The sequence below is a fragment of the Thioclava sp. 'Guangxiensis' genome (genome assembly GCF_045348365.1).
Taxonomy (GTDB): Bacteria; Pseudomonadota; Alphaproteobacteria; order Rhodobacterales; family Rhodobacteraceae; genus Thioclava; species Thioclava kandeliae.
This window is the reverse complement of the sequence record NZ_CP155824.1, coordinates 412,672-427,469: the sequence shown is the minus strand read 5'-3', so window position 1 is coordinate 427,469 and position 14,798 is coordinate 412,672. Positions and strand designations below refer to the sequence as shown.

General features: G+C 62.4%; 15 protein-coding genes. 11 read left to right on the top strand and 4 right to left on the bottom strand.

The window, feature by feature from the left end; translation table 11 throughout:
* Positions 1 to 10: 10 nt before the first annotated feature.
* Both ABEB22_RS19265 and ABEB22_RS19260 read right to left on the bottom strand, forming a co-directional pair.
* Positions 11 to 883: a branched-chain amino acid ABC transporter permease gene (locus tag ABEB22_RS19265; RefSeq protein WP_339115494.1), complete on the bottom strand. Its 873-nt coding sequence runs from the start codon at positions 881 to 883 to the stop codon at positions 11 to 13.
* Between the two features lie 117 nt (positions 884 to 1,000).
* Positions 1,001 to 2,194, bottom strand: a complete 1,194-nt coding sequence (locus ABEB22_RS19260; protein WP_349294998.1) for an ABC transporter substrate-binding protein — start codon at positions 2,192 to 2,194, stop codon at positions 1,001 to 1,003.
* Positions 2,195 to 2,549: 355 nt separating this feature from the next.
* Here ABEB22_RS19260 and ABEB22_RS19255 point away from each other — a divergent pair, with 355 nt between their 5' ends.
* The gene (locus ABEB22_RS19255) at positions 2,550 to 3,110 is read left to right on the top strand and encodes a CGNR zinc finger domain-containing protein (RefSeq protein ID WP_339115492.1); all 561 of its coding nucleotides are present in this window, start codon (positions 2,550 to 2,552) and stop codon (positions 3,108 to 3,110) included.
* A 51-nt stretch (positions 3,111 to 3,161) separates the two neighbouring features.
* On the opposite strand, the gene ABEB22_RS19250 is transcribed toward ABEB22_RS19255, so the two are convergent.
* Positions 3,162 to 4,061 (bottom strand): nucleoside hydrolase, encoded by a 900-nt coding sequence (locus ABEB22_RS19250; RefSeq protein ID WP_349294997.1) that lies wholly within the window; start codon positions 4,059 to 4,061, stop codon positions 3,162 to 3,164.
* A 519-nt stretch (positions 4,062 to 4,580) separates the two neighbouring features.
* On the opposite strand from ABEB22_RS19250, the gene ABEB22_RS19245 reads away from it, so the two are divergent.
* The 3 genes from ABEB22_RS19245 (at position 4,581) to ABEB22_RS19235 (ending at position 8,210) form a co-directional block, all read left to right on the top strand.
* Positions 4,581 to 5,252, top strand: a complete 672-nt coding sequence (locus ABEB22_RS19245; protein WP_339115490.1) for a GntR family transcriptional regulator — start codon at positions 4,581 to 4,583, stop codon at positions 5,250 to 5,252.
* An 18-nt stretch (positions 5,253 to 5,270) separates the two neighbouring features.
* Positions 5,271 to 6,596, top strand: a complete 1,326-nt coding sequence (locus ABEB22_RS19240; protein ID WP_349294996.1) for an FAD-binding oxidoreductase — start codon at positions 5,271 to 5,273, stop codon at positions 6,594 to 6,596.
* A gap of 111 nt (positions 6,597 to 6,707) precedes the next feature.
* Positions 6,708 to 8,210, top strand: a complete 1,503-nt coding sequence (locus tag ABEB22_RS19235) for an AMP-binding protein (protein WP_349294995.1) — start codon at positions 6,708 to 6,710, stop codon at positions 8,208 to 8,210.
* Here ABEB22_RS19235 and ABEB22_RS19230 read toward each other — a convergent pair.
* Entirely contained in the window at positions 8,197 to 9,096 is a 900-nt protein-coding gene (locus tag ABEB22_RS19230; protein WP_349294994.1) for a LysR substrate-binding domain-containing protein, read from the bottom strand. The genes ABEB22_RS19235 and ABEB22_RS19230 overlap by 14 nt on opposite strands.
* A gap of 224 nt (positions 9,097 to 9,320) precedes the next feature.
* Here ABEB22_RS19230 and ABEB22_RS19225 point away from each other — a divergent pair, with 224 nt between their 5' ends.
* The 7 genes from ABEB22_RS19225 (at position 9,321) to ABEB22_RS19195 (ending at position 14,757) form a co-directional block, all read left to right on the top strand.
* On the top strand, positions 9,321 to 10,508 hold the full coding sequence (locus ABEB22_RS19225; protein WP_349294993.1) for a CoA transferase: 1,188 nt from the start codon (positions 9,321 to 9,323) through the stop codon (positions 10,506 to 10,508).
* 40 nt (positions 10,509 to 10,548) lie between these two features.
* The gene (locus ABEB22_RS19220) at positions 10,549 to 11,721 is read left to right on the top strand and encodes an acyl-CoA dehydrogenase family protein (protein ID WP_349294992.1); all 1,173 of its coding nucleotides are present in this window, start codon (positions 10,549 to 10,551) and stop codon (positions 11,719 to 11,721) included.
* A 2-nt stretch (positions 11,722 to 11,723) separates the two neighbouring features.
* On the top strand, positions 11,724 to 12,122 hold the full coding sequence (locus ABEB22_RS19215) for a hypothetical protein (RefSeq protein WP_349294991.1): 399 nt from the start codon (positions 11,724 to 11,726) through the stop codon (positions 12,120 to 12,122).
* 12 nt (positions 12,123 to 12,134) lie between these two features.
* Complete coding sequence (locus ABEB22_RS19210) at positions 12,135 to 12,569, top strand: MaoC family dehydratase (RefSeq protein WP_349294990.1); 435 nt, start codon at positions 12,135 to 12,137, stop codon at positions 12,567 to 12,569.
* Between the two features lie 10 nt (positions 12,570 to 12,579).
* On the top strand, positions 12,580 to 13,524 hold the full coding sequence (locus ABEB22_RS19205; RefSeq protein ID WP_349294989.1) for a dihydrodipicolinate synthase family protein: 945 nt from the start codon (positions 12,580 to 12,582) through the stop codon (positions 13,522 to 13,524).
* 7 nt (positions 13,525 to 13,531) lie between these two features.
* Positions 13,532 to 13,834, top strand: coding sequence for a hypothetical protein (locus tag ABEB22_RS19200; RefSeq protein ID WP_339115481.1), 303 nt, complete (start codon positions 13,532 to 13,534; stop codon positions 13,832 to 13,834).
* An 86-nt stretch (positions 13,835 to 13,920) separates the two neighbouring features.
* Complete coding sequence (locus ABEB22_RS19195) at positions 13,921 to 14,757, top strand: ABC transporter substrate-binding protein (protein ID WP_349294988.1); 837 nt, start codon at positions 13,921 to 13,923, stop codon at positions 14,755 to 14,757.
* The last annotated feature ends 41 nt before the right edge of the window (positions 14,758 to 14,798 follow it).

Genomic DNA, 14,798 nt, shown 5'->3' with positions numbered 1-14,798 from the left:
GATGGCCTCCTCAGGGACGTTGCGCGATCTGCACACCCGCGATCCCCGTGGGACGCAGGAGCAGGAACAGGATCAGCAGCGAGAAGGTGACGGTATTGAGGAGCGCCGAGCTGACATAGCCCGTGACCATCGCCTGCACGACGCCCAGCAACAGCCCGCCCGCAAAGGCCCCCCAGACGCTCCCGATGCCGCCGATCACCGTGGCGGTGAAGGCATTGAGTGTGCCGGTAAAGCCCATCGTGATGGAGAGGGTGTTGTAATAGGCGCCATAGAGAATGCCGCCCACCACGCCGAAGATCGCGCCCACCACATAGACGGTGACCACCACCCGATCGACCGGCACCCCCATCAGCTCGGCGGTCGCCAGATCATCCTTCACCGCGCGCATGGCGCGACCCAGATCGGTTTTGGTCGTGAGGAACCACAAGAGCCCGGCCATGGCCAGCCCGACCACTGCGACGACCAGCTGCAGCGGGCTCAGCACCACGGGACCGAGATGGAAGATGTCATCCTGCATCGGGAAGGGCATCGGGCGGATGCGCGAGGACCAGATCAACTGGGCGACATTCTCGATGATGAGCCCGATCCCCACGGCCGTAACCGTGGGCGCCATGCGGTTGCCGCGCACGGGCCGGTAGGCGAAGCGCTCGATGGCAATGGCCATTACCGCCCCCGTCAGGAGCCCAGCCACGATTGCCAGCCACAAGGGCGCGCCCCCCGCAATCAGCGAGGCGGTCACGAAGGTGCCGAACATATAGACATAGCCATGGGCGAAATTGATCTGCTGCAGAATGCCGTAGACCAGCGAATAGCCCACCGCGAGCATCGCATAGACGACACCGGCGGTCAGACCGTTCAGCATCTGGGTTGCAAGGAATTGCATCGGAAAACACCTCTCTGGGATGCGCGTCCATCGCGCATGGCAAAGCCGCTGGCCGGAAGCGGCCCGATTGGGGAAACTGGAGAAGATGCGCGGGACGGCACCCGCGCATATCGGGCGTCAGTCGGCGTGAAGCTCTTCGGTGCGGGTCTCATCGAAATCCCACGACCCGTCCTTGAGCTGCAGCACAACGAGCGCGCCACCGGTATTGTCGCCCGTCTCGTCGAAACGGATCGGACCCATCGCACCGTCATATTTCGAGGCGAGAATTGCCGGCATCAGATCGGAGGTCTCGCCACCATTATCCTCGATCGCCTGTTTGAGCACATAGATATTGTCATAACCGGCCGCCGCCTGAACGCCGGGCGTAGCATCGAAAGTCGCTTCATAGACGCTCACAAAGGCCTGGTTCTGCGGGCTAGGATTGTGGACATCATAGACATTGGTCACCCAAGTGCCCTCGGCGGCCTTGCCTGCCAGATCGACATATTCGGGCACCTGTGTCTGAGCATTGGCCAGAAGCGGGATCTTCTCGCCGCCAAAGGCCCGCACAGACTGGCTGACCGCAGCACCCATATCGGCATAATAGCCCGCAAGGAACAGGGCATCGGGTTTGGCGGCCGCGACATTGGCCAGCAGCGAGGAGAAGTCATTGGTCGAGCCCGAGACATAGGTCTCGGAGGCCACGATCTCGCCGCCCGTTTTGGCCGCCGTATCCTTGGCGATATCAAGCAAGACCTGTCCGTAATCATCGCTGGGATAGAGCACGGCGAGCTTCTTGTATCCCAGCACATCGGTGCCGAGCTCGACACTGCCCGCGCCTTGCAGATCGTCATTGGGAATGATGCGCGCGAAATTGGCGAAGCCCTTTTTCGACAGGGCAGGTGAGCTGGCGGTCGCGGCAATGACCGGTAGCTTGACCCGTCCGAAGATCGGCATCTGTGCCAGCGTCGCCGAGCTGCAGACATTGCCTACCACCGCCACGATGGAGCGGTCCGAGATGATACGATTGGCCGCCGTGGCCGCCTGTGTGGGATCGCATTGGTCATCCAGCTCGGTCAGCTCGATCTGCTTGCCACCGATCCCGCCCGCCTTGTTGATCTCGTCGATGGCCAGATGCAGCCCGTTCATCGTTTCGATCCCGTAGGCCGCGGCCGGTCCGGTCAGGGGGGCGCTCGAGGCGATATGGATCGTGTCGGTATCGGCGGCGAACGCCTGACCCGTTGCCCAGACCACCATGACAGCGCCAAGCGCCGCGCGGGCCGAGGCTGTGGAACTGTGTCGCGTGAGTATCGGCAAAGAAATGTGGGACATCTTGTTTGCTTGCTCCTGTTGGGACATGGGCGGGATTATGACAACCATGTGCAAATTGAATTTTGAATCAGTAAATTGTCAGCCGCCTCATAATTTTATAGGTAACATCAGGCAAATAATGCACGATGCAGGACAAGTAAGCAGAAGCATAAACAGGCCTGTCAATAGTTTTGAAACTGACGAATTACTGGAGAAAATCCGACAATATCTATTTTTCATGCGATTTTTAGTCTTTAAAACAAGGAAATTTTCCAGCTTGCGCCGGATTGATCAGAAGTGTTTTATTCATTGACTAAATATCTTTTGCTGATTTATGGGGCGATACCACCCCGCTCCAGAGAGGGAAGCCCGCAAAATGAGCAAGATGCTTTTTGGTACTGACACCCAACCATCGGCAGAAATGGCCGTCGCGCTGGTCAATTCGTTGCCCGAACGCGGCGGGCAGGAAGGGCTGCCCGATAGCGAGTCGCTGCTGAGAATGGGGCGCGCGCTACAAATCTTCTATCAGCCCGATGGCTCACAGGCCGAGCTACTGGCCATGCGCAATCTGCGCCAGCGGCTCAATGAAATTATCCGCACCCCAGAGCTGCAACCGCGCATGGATATGCTCAACGAACTGTTCTTCTCGGCCTCGGCGATCCCGCAGATCGTGACCCACCCCGAGGATCCGACCCCGCATTTCCATTATACGCTGGAGGATGCGAGCTATATCGACCATATCAAGGCGATCACCACCTACGCACTGTCGCGCCTCATCATCATAGGGGAATGGGGACGGCTGCGCACCTGCGAAGGCCATGATTGCAACCGGCTGTTTCTGGATACGACCCGCAATGGCAAGCGGCTCTATTGCAACAGCAAGACCTGCGGCAACCGTATCCATTCGGCCCGCTATCGCAACCGTGCGGCCTCCTGACAAGGCCGCCAGCGAATAAGCGCGCCACCCCGGAAGGTGGCGCGACACGTCCTAGCGGAAGGGCGCGAAGAACAGATCCTTGACCTGATCGGGATTACAACTGGTGGCCACCTCGATCGGAGGACGCCCTGCCCCACGCCGCGTAGCGCCTGCCTCGGGCCCCTCCAGCGTCACCGCCAGAGGTGTCACTGTCAGCCCCAGAAGATCCGGCATCACCGCCGACATCACTGTCAACGGATCATGAAGCCCGCATCCGATCTGGCCACGGGATTTGTAGAACTCCAGATAGAAATGGCTCATCTCGCGCAGGAAGGCCCCATGGGTGGGGTTGATCCCTTCGAGCGCCGCGAAATCAGCGGCATCGAGCAGCACCTTATTGGTCACATCCAGCCCGACCATGCGGATCTTCGCGCCGCTCTGCACCACGACATCCAGCGCATGGGGATCGTGATAGGTATTGGCCTCGGCCACGGGCGAGACATTGCCCGGCACATCGAGCGCCCCGCCCATGAATACGATCTCCGCCAGATTGCCGGCAAAACCGGGATCGAGCGCGATCGCATGGGCGATATTGGTGATCGGCCCGACAGGGCACAGGACCAGCTCGCCACGATATTCGCGCGCCATCCTGACCAGAAACTCCGGCGCGCTCTCGGAGATCGCTTTGCGCGACACGGTGATATCGGTAATATCGCCAAACCCTTCCGGCCCGTGCACATGGTGACTGGGCTCGATCGGCCCGTTCACCAACGGCTTGGAGGCCCCCTGCGCCACCGGTATATCGAGGCCCGCCCGCTCGACCAGATGCAGCGCGTTGCGGGTGGCCTGCTCGACCGTCACATTGCCAAAGACCGTTGTCAGCCCCAGCAACTCGATCCCGGGGTGCGCAGCGGCGTAAAGGATCGCCATCGCGTCATCAACGCCCGGGTCCGTATCGATAATCATCTTCATGTCTTCAATCCACATCCAGCATGTCGGGCCGAAGCCCGCTGTCATCATCCAGCGCATAGTCTAGGCGATACCGCGGCCATTGGAAATCGCGGCGCGAAAAACGGGTCCTCTGGAGACCGGTGAGCGGGAGCGCAGGCCCGCCACGCACCGGAGTCTACGGTGTTCTGCAGCACGTTACCGGCAAGCGCCCATCTGTTCGCCCCCGTATCGACAGAAGCAACAGGCCTGCGCATCCGCCGCGGGTCGTCGACTGGCCGCACGGCATCACGAGGCATTCGGAGACAACCCTGCGGCTTCGCTCCCGCTCGAACACGGGTTATAGTTGCAATAATGTATACCGAAATGACCAGCACAGCGCATAACCAACCCCGCACAACACGCGCAAAAGACAGGCACAGCACAAATATAACGCTTAAAATTCGGATAACATTGCAAATACTATGTAAATTTTCATATTCGTGAATATCGGATATGGAACGCCTTTTCCAACTAGGTATACTGAAACCAAAAGAGGTTTTCATGACTCCCCAGACCCAGCCCGAAAAACATCAACCACAGACGCGCGGATCGGAAATCTATGAAGGGCTGAAGGCGCGGCTCATCAGCCATGAGTTCCGGATGGGCGATCCCCTGCGCGAGGAGGATGTCGCAACATGGTTCGGCGCGAGCCGGGTTCCGGCACGGGATGCGCTCAAACGGCTCGAGAGCGAAGGGCTGGTCGAGCGCGTGGGGCGCAAATATGCCGTGCGCAACTACAGCTATGACGAGGTCGAGGTGACCTACCGGATCAGGGCGGCGCTCGAACATCTGGCAGTCGACCGGCTGGTGAAATCCGCGCGCGACGAGGACCTTGACCGGATCGCCCATGTTCTGGACCGGCAATCGGGAGCCCTCGCCAGCAGTTCGCGCGCCGAATTCAGTGTACTCGATGCCGATTTCCACATGCTGATTGCGGAGCTTTCGCAAAATAGCATGCTCGTCGCCGAGACCCGCCGCGTGCTCGACAGGGTCCGTCTGATCCGTTCGAACGAGCTCGAACGCGATAACGGTCCGGCTGCAGCCCTTGCCGACCACCAGCGGATCTTTGCAGCACTCGCCCGCCGCGATGGCGCCACCGCCAAGGCCGAGCTCGACTTCCATTATGCAACCACGCTGAGGTTGCACGAAATCACCCCAACTCCCAAGGCCTGACCGGCACCGAGGTATCGAATGTCTTCCCCTTCCACCCCGCAGCCCGCAAACCGGCCGGATTGCAGCGTCAAGTTTCCAGCCTATTGGGGCGATGTCGCGCAGGAATCCGCACTGGGCGCGGCCCCTCTCGCGGGCGAGGTCCGTTGCGATGTGGCGGTGATCGGTGCGGGCTATAGCGGGCTGACGGCTGCGATCGCGCTGGCCGAGCGCGGGCTCGATGTGCGCCTTCTCGAGGCGGGCCATGTCGGCTGGGGCGGATCGGGGCGCAATTCCGGCTCTGTCATCCGCGGCTTCAAGACCAGCCGCACGGGGTTGATCGCCCAATATGGACGTGAGCGCGGTGGCGCGATGGCAGCATTCGGCGACGGGACCGTGCAGCAGGTCTTCGATCTGATCGCGCGCTTCGATATCAGATGCGATCTGCGCAAGAACGGCTGGATCCTGCCCGCCCATAATGCGGCGGGGCTTGCGCGCACCAGGGAACGTTGCGAGAGCTGGACGGCCGATGGCACGAAGGGCCTCGCGATGCTCGACCGCGCCCAGACGGCGGAGCATCTGGGCACCGAGACCTATATGGGGGCGATGATCGACCACGAATGTGGTGCGCTCAACCCGCTGGCCTATGCGCGCGGCCTTGCCCGTGCGGCGCAGGGCCTTGGCGTCATCCTCCATGAAAACAGCCCTGTCACCGGCCTCGAGCATGGTCCGGACGGCACAAGGGTGCGGACCGCACAGGGCGTAGTCCGGGCCGGACAGGTGCTGATCACCACCAATGCCTATGGCAATGGGCTCGACCGTGAAAGCGGCGCGCAGCTGGCCACCATCCACACCCATATGGTCGCCACCGACCCGATCCCCGAGGAGATCGCGGCACGGATCATGCGTCACGGCCAGTCGGCCTCCGACAGCCGCCGCATCCTGCATTACTGGCACATGGAAAGCGACCGGCGGATGCTGTTCGGCACCCGCGGCTTGCTGGACGGGCCGCGCAAGAATGGCGATTTCGCCCATGTCATCGCCTCCCTGCACCGCATCTATCCCGAGCTGAAAAACATCGGCATCAGCCATCGCTGGGCCGGACGGGTCGGGATGACGCGGGACTTCATGCCCCGTATCGACCAGCCCCGCCCCAACATCTGGACGGCCTATGGCTATTGCGGCCGCGGCGTGGCGATGGCCAGCTCCTATGGCACCCTCGTGGGCAAGGTCATGGCCGAAAAAGGAAATCTGGCGCAGATCGAGGTTCCCAACGGTCCCGCACCGAAGCTGCCCGCATTGCCGCTACGCCGGATGGGAATCGTCTCGGTCACCCAGCTCTACCGGATGATGGATATGGTCGCCTGAGGGCGGCCTTCCTTGACAAGCCCATGATGGCAGGTACATCTAGCCGCGATTATACATCCGGCCCCTGATGTGCCTGCGCGCTCGGGGCCCTGCATTTCCAGGACCATCGCCATGACGACAGACAGCCTCCGCAGCTTCGGTGAACGCCTTGCAGAACTTGCCGCCGCACGGGGCGAGGCGCTGGCACTGGTCTATATCGCGGCCGATGATCGCGAGACGCGGTTCTCCTGGGCCGAGATGGATGCGCAGGTCAACCGCTATGCCCGCGTGCTGATGGAAGAGGGCGTGACGCCGCGCGATGTGGTGGCCTTCGGGCTGCGCAACTCGCCCGCCCATCTGTTCACGACGCTGGCGATCTGGCGCCTCGGCGCGACGACGATGGGGTTCGATCCGAACCTGCCCCCCGAGACGCGTGACGCGCTTCTGTCGCGGGTCGAGGGCAAGCTGTGCATTCAGGAAACGCCCGATCCCGATTGTCTGGACCGCGCGACACTCGAGGCACGGGCCGCGGCCCAGAGCGCCGATCCCGTGCCCAATGTCACCTCGCATCCGGGCAAGATCCTGATGTCGGGCGGCTCGACCGGCCTGCCCAAACTGATGGCCGATGACCAGCCCTATCTGCGCGCGCCCGGCAAGACCTGGGGCGATGTGGCGCCGGCGCTCGGGTTCCGCACCGATCAGGTGCAGCTGACCTGTGCGGCGATGTCGCATAACGCGCCCCTGACATGGACCCAGAACGGCATCTTCGAGGGCAACACCACCATCCTGATGGAGCGGTTCGACGCGGCAAAGGTGATCGCGGCCGTCGACCGGTTCAAGGTAGGCTTCCTGCTGACAGTGCCCACCATGCTGGTCAGGATACTCGATCTCTGGCCCACCGCCAATGCCAGCTTCGCCTCGCTCCATGCGCTCTACCACACGGCGGCCCCCTGCCCTGTATGGCTGAAGAAGGCATGGATGGATATTCTTGGCCCCGAGCGTGTCTACGAGATGTATGGCTCGGGCGAGAATACCGGACAGACCGTCATTACCGGCCCCGAATGGCTGGAGCATGTGGGATCTGTCGGGCGGGGCTTCGAGACCCAGATCCGTATCCGCGATGCCCAAGGCGCGCTCCTTGGACCCGACGAGGTGGGCGAGGTCTTCATGCGCCCCGATGATCTTTCGGGCCGCTCGCGCTATCTGGGCAAGGATGCGCCGCAACCGCGTGCGGATGAGGACGGGTTCTATTCGGTGGGCGATGCCGGATGGCTCGACAAGGATGGCTACCTCTACCTGTCCGGACGGCGCGATGACGTGATCAATACCGGCGGCCATAAGGTCCATCCCGAGCGGGTCGAAGCAGCCCTCCTGCGCCATCCGCAGATCAACGACGCCGTCTGTTTCGGGGTGGAGGATCGCGACTGGGGACAATCGGTGATGGCGCTCGTCTCGGGCCCCGATGCGCTGGATCTTGACGAGGTGCGCACCTTCCTGCGCGCGCATCTGGAGCCGGGCGATATTCCGAAAACGCTGCGTCAGGAAGCGGCCCTGCCCCGCGACGGGTTCGGCAAGATTCGCCGCAAGGCGCTGCAGGCGCAGGAAAACGCTGCCCGCGCGCTTATGGAACCCTGATCCCGCGCGAGGCGATCTCGGCCTTGGCATGGCGCAGGAATGACTGGATCATTATGTAATTCAATCGGTTATGCTGGGTGATCGCAGAGAGCGTAATGTTGACCCGCGGCTCTAGCGCCACCGCGCGCAGATGCCGGAAGCGCGAGGATGTGGCCGTCAGCGCATCCATGATCGTAATGCCCAAGCCTTCCTCGACCATATGCCCCGCCACATTCATGAAGCGCACATCCATATCGGGCACCAGCCGCGCACCCTCCTTGCGGAAGGCCGCCTCGATCAGCGAGGCGATCCGGCTGGAGGTGCGCGCATTGATCATCACCTGATCCTCCAGATCGCGCGGGTTGACCGTGATCCGCCGCGCCAGCGGATTGGCCTCGTGCACCGCCACGACCATCTCCATTTCGGCCAGCGGCTCGAAATCGAGCGTGCTGCGCGGATGCGGCTCCATCGCCAGCCCGATATCGACAACGCCCTGCTCGACCTCTTCCATGATCACATCGAGCCGCTGCGTCTCGAGCGAGATCTCCACACCGCGATGCTCGGCCCAGAACCGCGCGAGCACACGCGGCAGGAGTGTTTCCGACAGCTCGGAAGTCGCCACGATCCTCAGGCGCCCTTTCTTGCCCGATTTCAGATGCGCCGCCGTCTGGTTGATCGCCTCGGCCATGCGGAATAGCAGCTCCGCCTCGCCCAGCAGGATCAGCGCCTCCTGCGTGGGGTTCATCCGCTTCTGCGAGCGCTCGAACAGCGCAAAGCCCAACGTTCCTTCCATCGCCTTCACCGCGTTACTGACGGCGGGTTGCGACATGCCCAATGTCTCGGCGGCGGAGACGGTCGAACGGGTGCGCACCACGGCACGCAGAATCTCGAGCTGACGGAGGTTCATGTAAGCCTTTCAGGAGGAACCGGTTAGATGACCGAAGTTTATCCATAAAATTCCGAATCATCAATAATTTTAAGATATCCATGAGCATCAATAAATAATCCATAGTGATATTGCCGGAACCCCGATGCTGCCGGATAGTGGTCCAATGGTCACCAACCCCCTTCAGCACTCCGGTGACGTGGATCGGGCCCGACAAAAGGGCAAGAGTATCAAGGATTAAGAGTATGGATTTGTTGGCAGGCGTTCGCGTCCTCAGCTTCAATCACTATCTAGCAGGGCCGCTTGCAGCCCAGACACTGGGCGATCTTGGCGCTGACGTGATCTGCATCGAACCTCCGGGCGGCGCCTTCCAGCGCAACTGGGCGGTGGCCAATAAATTCGTGGGCTCCGATAGCGTCAACCATCTGGCGACAGGGCGGAACAAACGCTCGATCGTGGTCGATCTGAAATCGCCCGCGGGTGTGGAGGCCGTGAAGAAACTGGCCGCCACCGCCGATGTGGTGATGGAGAATTTCCGCCCCGGCACGATGGAAAAGCTCGGCATCGGCTACGAGACCCTGCGCGAGATCAATCCGCGCCTGATCTATGCGGTCTCGTCGGGCTTCGGCACCACCGGCCCGTGGAAGGACTGTCCCGGACAGGATCTGCTGTTGCAGGCGCTTTCGGGCCTTGCCGCCCGCACGGGTCAGGCCGACGGGGCTCCCACCGCCGTGGGCACCGTGCTCGTTGATCAACATGCCGCCTCGCTCTATGCCATGTCCATTCTGGCGGCGCTCTATGCCCGCACACAAACCGGCAAGGGCCGTCTGGTCGAGGTGAACCTCTATCAGGCCGCCATCGACCTGCAGGGTGAATCGCTCACCGCCTTCCTCAACGGCGCGCAATCGGACAGCCCGCGCGGCCCCTCGGGGATTGCCTCGTGGTTCAGCCCCGGCCCCTATGGCATCCACGCAACCGCCGATGGTTTCCTTGCCATCTCGATGGCGGCCCCTTCGGCGCTGGCCAAAGGGCTCGAGGCGCCCGAGCTCGCGCAATTCGGCGATGACGAGAGCTTCACCAAGCGCGAGGAGATCACCCGCGCGGTGAGTGCGCGTCTGGCGCAGCATCCCACCGCGTATTGGTTGCCGATGCTGGAGGCCGCCAAGGTGTGGCACGCGCCGGTGCAGGATTACCCCGACCTGATGGACGATCCGCAGCTCTCCCATCTGGGCGCTTTTGAAACCACCACGAATGCCTCGGGCGAAGAGATCACCATGGTGATGCACCCTGCCCGCTATGATGGCCAATCCCCCAAAGCCCGCCTGATCCCGCAACCGCTCGGCGCCCAGACCCGCGAGGTTCTGGCCGAGCTGGGGCTGAGCCCCGACGAGATCGAGGCCCTGATCGAAACCGGCGCGGTTCGCGCTGCCTGACTTGACGCGCCGCCTCGCGCGGCCCCTCCGGAAGAAGAACATGATCGATTTCTCCATCCCCGAAGAAACCCGTATGCTGGTCGACACCGTGCGCCGCTTCGTCGAGACCGAAGTGCAGCCGCTCGAGGCCGAGGTCGAGGAAACCGCCCGCGTGCCCGCCGACAAGCTCGCGGTCATCAAGGCCAAAGCACAAGAGCTGGGCCTATATGCCATGAATATGCCCGAGGATGTGGGCGGCGGCGGCCTGAGCTGTGTGGACCACTGCTTTGTCGAGGAAGAGCTGGGCAAGACCTCGGATGCGCTGATCCGCCGCGTCTTCGGTCAGGTCTATCCGATGCTTCTCGAGTGCAAGGGCGAGCAGCGCGAGAAATATCTCCTGCCCACCGTGCGTGGCGAGAAGATCTGCGCCATGGCGATCACCGAACCGGGCGCGGGCTCGGATGCGGCCTCGATCTCGACCAATGCGGTGCTCGAGGGCGACGAATGGCTGATCAACGGCACCAAGCATTTCATCTCGGATGGCGATATCGCCGATTACGTCATCGTCATGGCCCTGACCGATAAGGATAAGCGCGCCCGTGGCGGCATCACGCTGTTCCTTGTGGACAAGGGCACCGCGGGCTTCAAGGTCTCGCGCACCCAGCCGATGATGGGCCATCGCGGCTATGGCCATGCGGAACTGGTATTCGACAATGTACGCATCCCCAAAGACGCGGTGCTGGGCGAGGTCGGTCAGGGCTTCAAGCTGATCATGACCTCGGTCGAGGAAATCCGGTTGGCCCATATCGGCGCGCGCGCCGTGGGCATGGCCACGCGCGCGCTCGATCTGATGCGCGACTATGCCGCCGACCGCAAACAGTTCGGCCAGCCCATCGGCGAGTTCCAGATGGTCCAGAAACTGATCGCAGATAGCGCGACCGAGATCTTCGGCGTGAAGATGATGGTGCTGAACACCGCTTGGGACATCGATCAGGGCCGCGATGTGCGCACCAAGGTTTCGGCGGTCAAGGTTGCTGCCTCCGAGATGCAGGGCCGCGTGGTGGACCGCGCCATCCAGGTCTTCGGCGGGATGGGCTTCACCAAGGAGATGCCGCTCGAACGGATGTATCGCGACGCCCGCGTCACCCGCATCTATGACGGCACCTCCGAGATCCACCGCATGCTGATCGCCCGCGGCGTGATCAAAAAAGGTTTCGATATTCTGGGGGTATGAGCATGAGCACTCTGAAAACCGGCGACAGCTTCGCCTTCCGCAAAACCATTACCGTGGCCGAACAGGCGATGTTCACCGGCATCAGCGGCAACTTGGGCGGTCTTTACGTCGATGCCACCCGCGCCCGCGCCTTGGGGGCCCCAGCACAGGTGGCTTTCGAATTGATCGCTGGCGCCATGGCGTCCACGGCCCTCAATCGCCTGGCCGGTCCCGAGTGGCGCATCATAGGCGTGGCCTTCGACTTCCCCGCGCCCGTCCATATCGGCAATTCGGTTGAGGCCCGCGCCGAGGTCACCGCCCTGACAGAGACCGAAATCACCTGCGCGATCACCTGCACGCTGAACCCCGAGGGCACCGTTGTGGCCACCGGCACAGCACAACTTGTGCCCTACGCAGCCTGAGCGGAGGCCGATATGTATGATCCCAAATCCTTCGACGATCTGGAGGTTGGCGACAAGGTCACCCTGAACAAGACCGTCACCGAAGCCGATGGCGCGCTCTATATTGCCGCAACCGGCGATTTCGGCCCCGTCCATGTCGATGAGGCCTATGCCGCCGACACCCGCTTTGGCAAACGTCTGGCACCGGGCATCATGGTGGCGGGGCTGTGCACCTCGGTGCTGACCGCCGAGCTTGTCGGGACCATTGGCGTCTCCATCGAGGACCGTTTCTGGTTCACCGGCCCCGTTTTCTATGGCGATACGATCTCGTTCTCGGTCTGGATTGCCGAGAAGGTCGAGGAGAACCGGACCATCATCTGGGAAGCCAGCGCCACTAACGAGACCGGACTCGAGGTTCTCAAGGCCCGCGCCACGCTGAAATTCCCCCGCCGCAAACCTGCCGCCTGAGGAGCACATCATGAGCAAACTGACAGGCAAGGATCTGCATGGCCTCACGGTCGCGACCGTTCTGCCGTTCCTTGAGGATATGTCCATCGACTGGGCGGGCTATGACCGCGTGCTGGACCATTGCGCCTGCCCTGCGGGGATCACGGCGGTGCTGGTCAATGGCCATGCGGGCGAGGGCGGCGCGCTCAGCGATGCCGAGCGCGTCGAGGTAATCCACCGCACCCGCGCCAAGATCGGCACCAAACCGCTTCTGGCAGGCGTGATCGCCCATGCGACCGATGTGGCCATCGATCAGGCGCGTCAGGCCGAGGCCGCAGGCGCCGATTGTATCGTGGTCTTTCCCGCCATTCCGCTGGGAGGGGGCGCCTCGCTGACCGCCCGCGCCCCCGGAGCCTATGTCGAGGCCATCGCGCGGGCCGTCTCGCTACCAGTGTCGATCTTCCAGTATCCGCTCGGGTCGGGCATGGGCTATGCGCCAAAGGTGCTGGCCGAGATCGCCTCTGTGCCGGGTGTGATCGCGGTGAAGGAAGGCTGTGACAGCATCCTCGCCTATGACGAGAACCTGCGCGCCCTGCGCGCATCGGCCCCCGATGTGGCGGTGCTCGCCTCGAATTTCAACTGGTTCCTGCCGCAGCTGGCCATCGGGTGCGACGGGATCCTGTCGGGGCTCATCAGCCTTGTGCCGGATCTGTTCATCGATCTGTGGGCCGCCGCAAATACGAATGATCTCGTTGCCTTACGCGCAGCCAATGACCGTCTCTATCCTGTGATCCGTGCCATCTACCATGAGCAGCCGGTTATGGATATGCACACGCGAATGAAGACCGGACTGAAAGAGATGGGCATCATCGCCAATGACGCGCCCCGTGCGCCCCTGATGCCGGTGCTGCCCGAGCAAAGGGCCAAGATCGTCGCCGCCCTGCGCGCGACCGGACAGTTGGCCGAACATGTCTGAGGACCCCATGGACGACGCCCCCTTCACCCATATCGTGCGCGTGGATATCGACCCCGAACACGAGGACGCCTTTGCCGAATGGTATGTCAGCCAGCATTTCCCCGATCTGCTCGCCTGCCCCGGCTGGTTGAGCGCCCAACGCTATATCACTGTGGGCGAGGGCCAGAAATATGCCGCCGTCTACGAGGTCGCAGGCAAATGGGCCTTCGACACGCCGGAATTCCATAAGGTGAAAGGCTTTGGTCCCTTCACCCCCCATGTCAGAAATTTCGCCCGCGTCCAGATCCGCGCGATCACCGAGAAATTCTGATAAGACCGGCCGGGGAGGCATGGTGCCTGCCCGGTTTCTGATAGCGGCCATGAAGACGCCGCGTCGACCAACAAGGGAACTCCCAGATGTTCAAACTCCCCAAGATTGCCGCATTGAGCGTCGCACTCGTGGCGCCGCTGGCCGCCCATGCCCAGTGCACGCCCGCCATTGCCGATGCCGACCTGATCGATGCGGGCAAGCTGCAACTCTCGATCAACCCCACCAACCCGCCGCAGCAATTCGTCGACAAGGACGGCAAGCTGCAGGGTCTGAATGTGGATCTGGCCGACGAGATCTCCAAACGCGTCTGTGTCGATGTGGAGCTCGTGCGCATGGACTTTCCCGCGATGATCCCCGCCATGAAGGGCGGCCGGATCGACGGGATGAACACCGGCATGTTCTGGACCGAGGAGCGCTCCAAGATGATGTGGACCGTTCCCTATTCGGAACAGTCGATCGCGGTCATCGCGAAACCGGGCAGCGATGCGACGCTGGCCTCGGAGACCGATCTCCAGGGCAAGACCGTGGGCGTCGAGACCAACAGCTACCAGCAGAACTGGCTGAAGAAGCTCAACGAGACCAATGTCGCGGCGGGCAAGAAAGAGATCGACATCCGCGGCTTCGCCACCGCCAGCGCCGTTGTGGCCGCGCTACAGGCCGGTCAGGTCGATAACGCGCTGGTCGTCGACAGCGTTGGCGCGGATCTGGTCAAGCGCGAGAAGGCGAAAGAGGTGCTGACGGGCCTTGGCAAGACCCGCACCACGATGGCATTCGCCAACAAGAACGTGGCCGATGCTGTCGTGAAGGCGATGGACGAGATGCAGGATGACGGCACCTATCAGGCGCTCTTCGACAAATGGAAGCTCTCGCCGCTGCCCGAGGGCGAGAAAGTGTCCATCGCGGGTCCCGGCCCCTCGAACTGAGGGCGTAAGCTGAGCCACTGAGTGCATAAAAAAGGATCACG

Excerpts from the sequence above, each read along its gene's own strand:
- ABEB22_RS19250 (WP_349294997.1), bottom strand. The coding sequence starts at position 4,061 with ATGAAGATGATTATCGATACGGACCCGGGCGTTGATGACGCGATGGCG.
- ABEB22_RS19265 (WP_339115494.1), bottom strand. The coding sequence starts at position 883 with ATGCAATTCCTTGCAACCCAGATGCTGAACGGTCTGACCGCCGGTGTC.
- ABEB22_RS19195 (WP_349294988.1), top strand. The coding sequence starts at position 13,921 with ATGTTCAAACTCCCCAAGATTGCCGCATTGAGCGTCGCACTCGTGGCG.
- ABEB22_RS19245 (WP_339115490.1), top strand. The coding sequence starts at position 4,581 with ATGACTCCCCAGACCCAGCCCGAAAAACATCAACCACAGACGCGCGGA.
- ABEB22_RS19220 (WP_349294992.1), top strand. The coding sequence starts at position 10,549 with ATGATCGATTTCTCCATCCCCGAAGAAACCCGTATGCTGGTCGACACC.
- ABEB22_RS19210 (WP_349294990.1), top strand. The coding sequence starts at position 12,135 with ATGTATGATCCCAAATCCTTCGACGATCTGGAGGTTGGCGACAAGGTC.
- ABEB22_RS19200 (WP_339115481.1), top strand. The coding sequence starts at position 13,532 with ATGGACGACGCCCCCTTCACCCATATCGTGCGCGTGGATATCGACCCC.
- ABEB22_RS19235 (WP_349294995.1), top strand. The coding sequence starts at position 6,708 with ATGACGACAGACAGCCTCCGCAGCTTCGGTGAACGCCTTGCAGAACTT.
- ABEB22_RS19215 (WP_349294991.1), top strand. The coding sequence starts at position 11,724 with ATGAGCACTCTGAAAACCGGCGACAGCTTCGCCTTCCGCAAAACCATT.
- ABEB22_RS19225 (WP_349294993.1), top strand. The coding sequence starts at position 9,321 with ATGGATTTGTTGGCAGGCGTTCGCGTCCTCAGCTTCAATCACTATCTA.
- ABEB22_RS19240 (WP_349294996.1), top strand. The coding sequence starts at position 5,271 with ATGTCTTCCCCTTCCACCCCGCAGCCCGCAAACCGGCCGGATTGCAGC.
- ABEB22_RS19230 (WP_349294994.1), bottom strand. The coding sequence starts at position 9,096 with ATGAACCTCCGTCAGCTCGAGATTCTGCGTGCCGTGGTGCGCACCCGT.
- ABEB22_RS19205 (WP_349294989.1), top strand. The coding sequence starts at position 12,580 with ATGAGCAAACTGACAGGCAAGGATCTGCATGGCCTCACGGTCGCGACC.
- ABEB22_RS19260 (WP_349294998.1), bottom strand. The coding sequence starts at position 2,194 with ATGTCCCACATTTCTTTGCCGATACTCACGCGACACAGTTCCACAGCC.
- ABEB22_RS19255 (WP_339115492.1), top strand. The coding sequence starts at position 2,550 with ATGAGCAAGATGCTTTTTGGTACTGACACCCAACCATCGGCAGAAATG.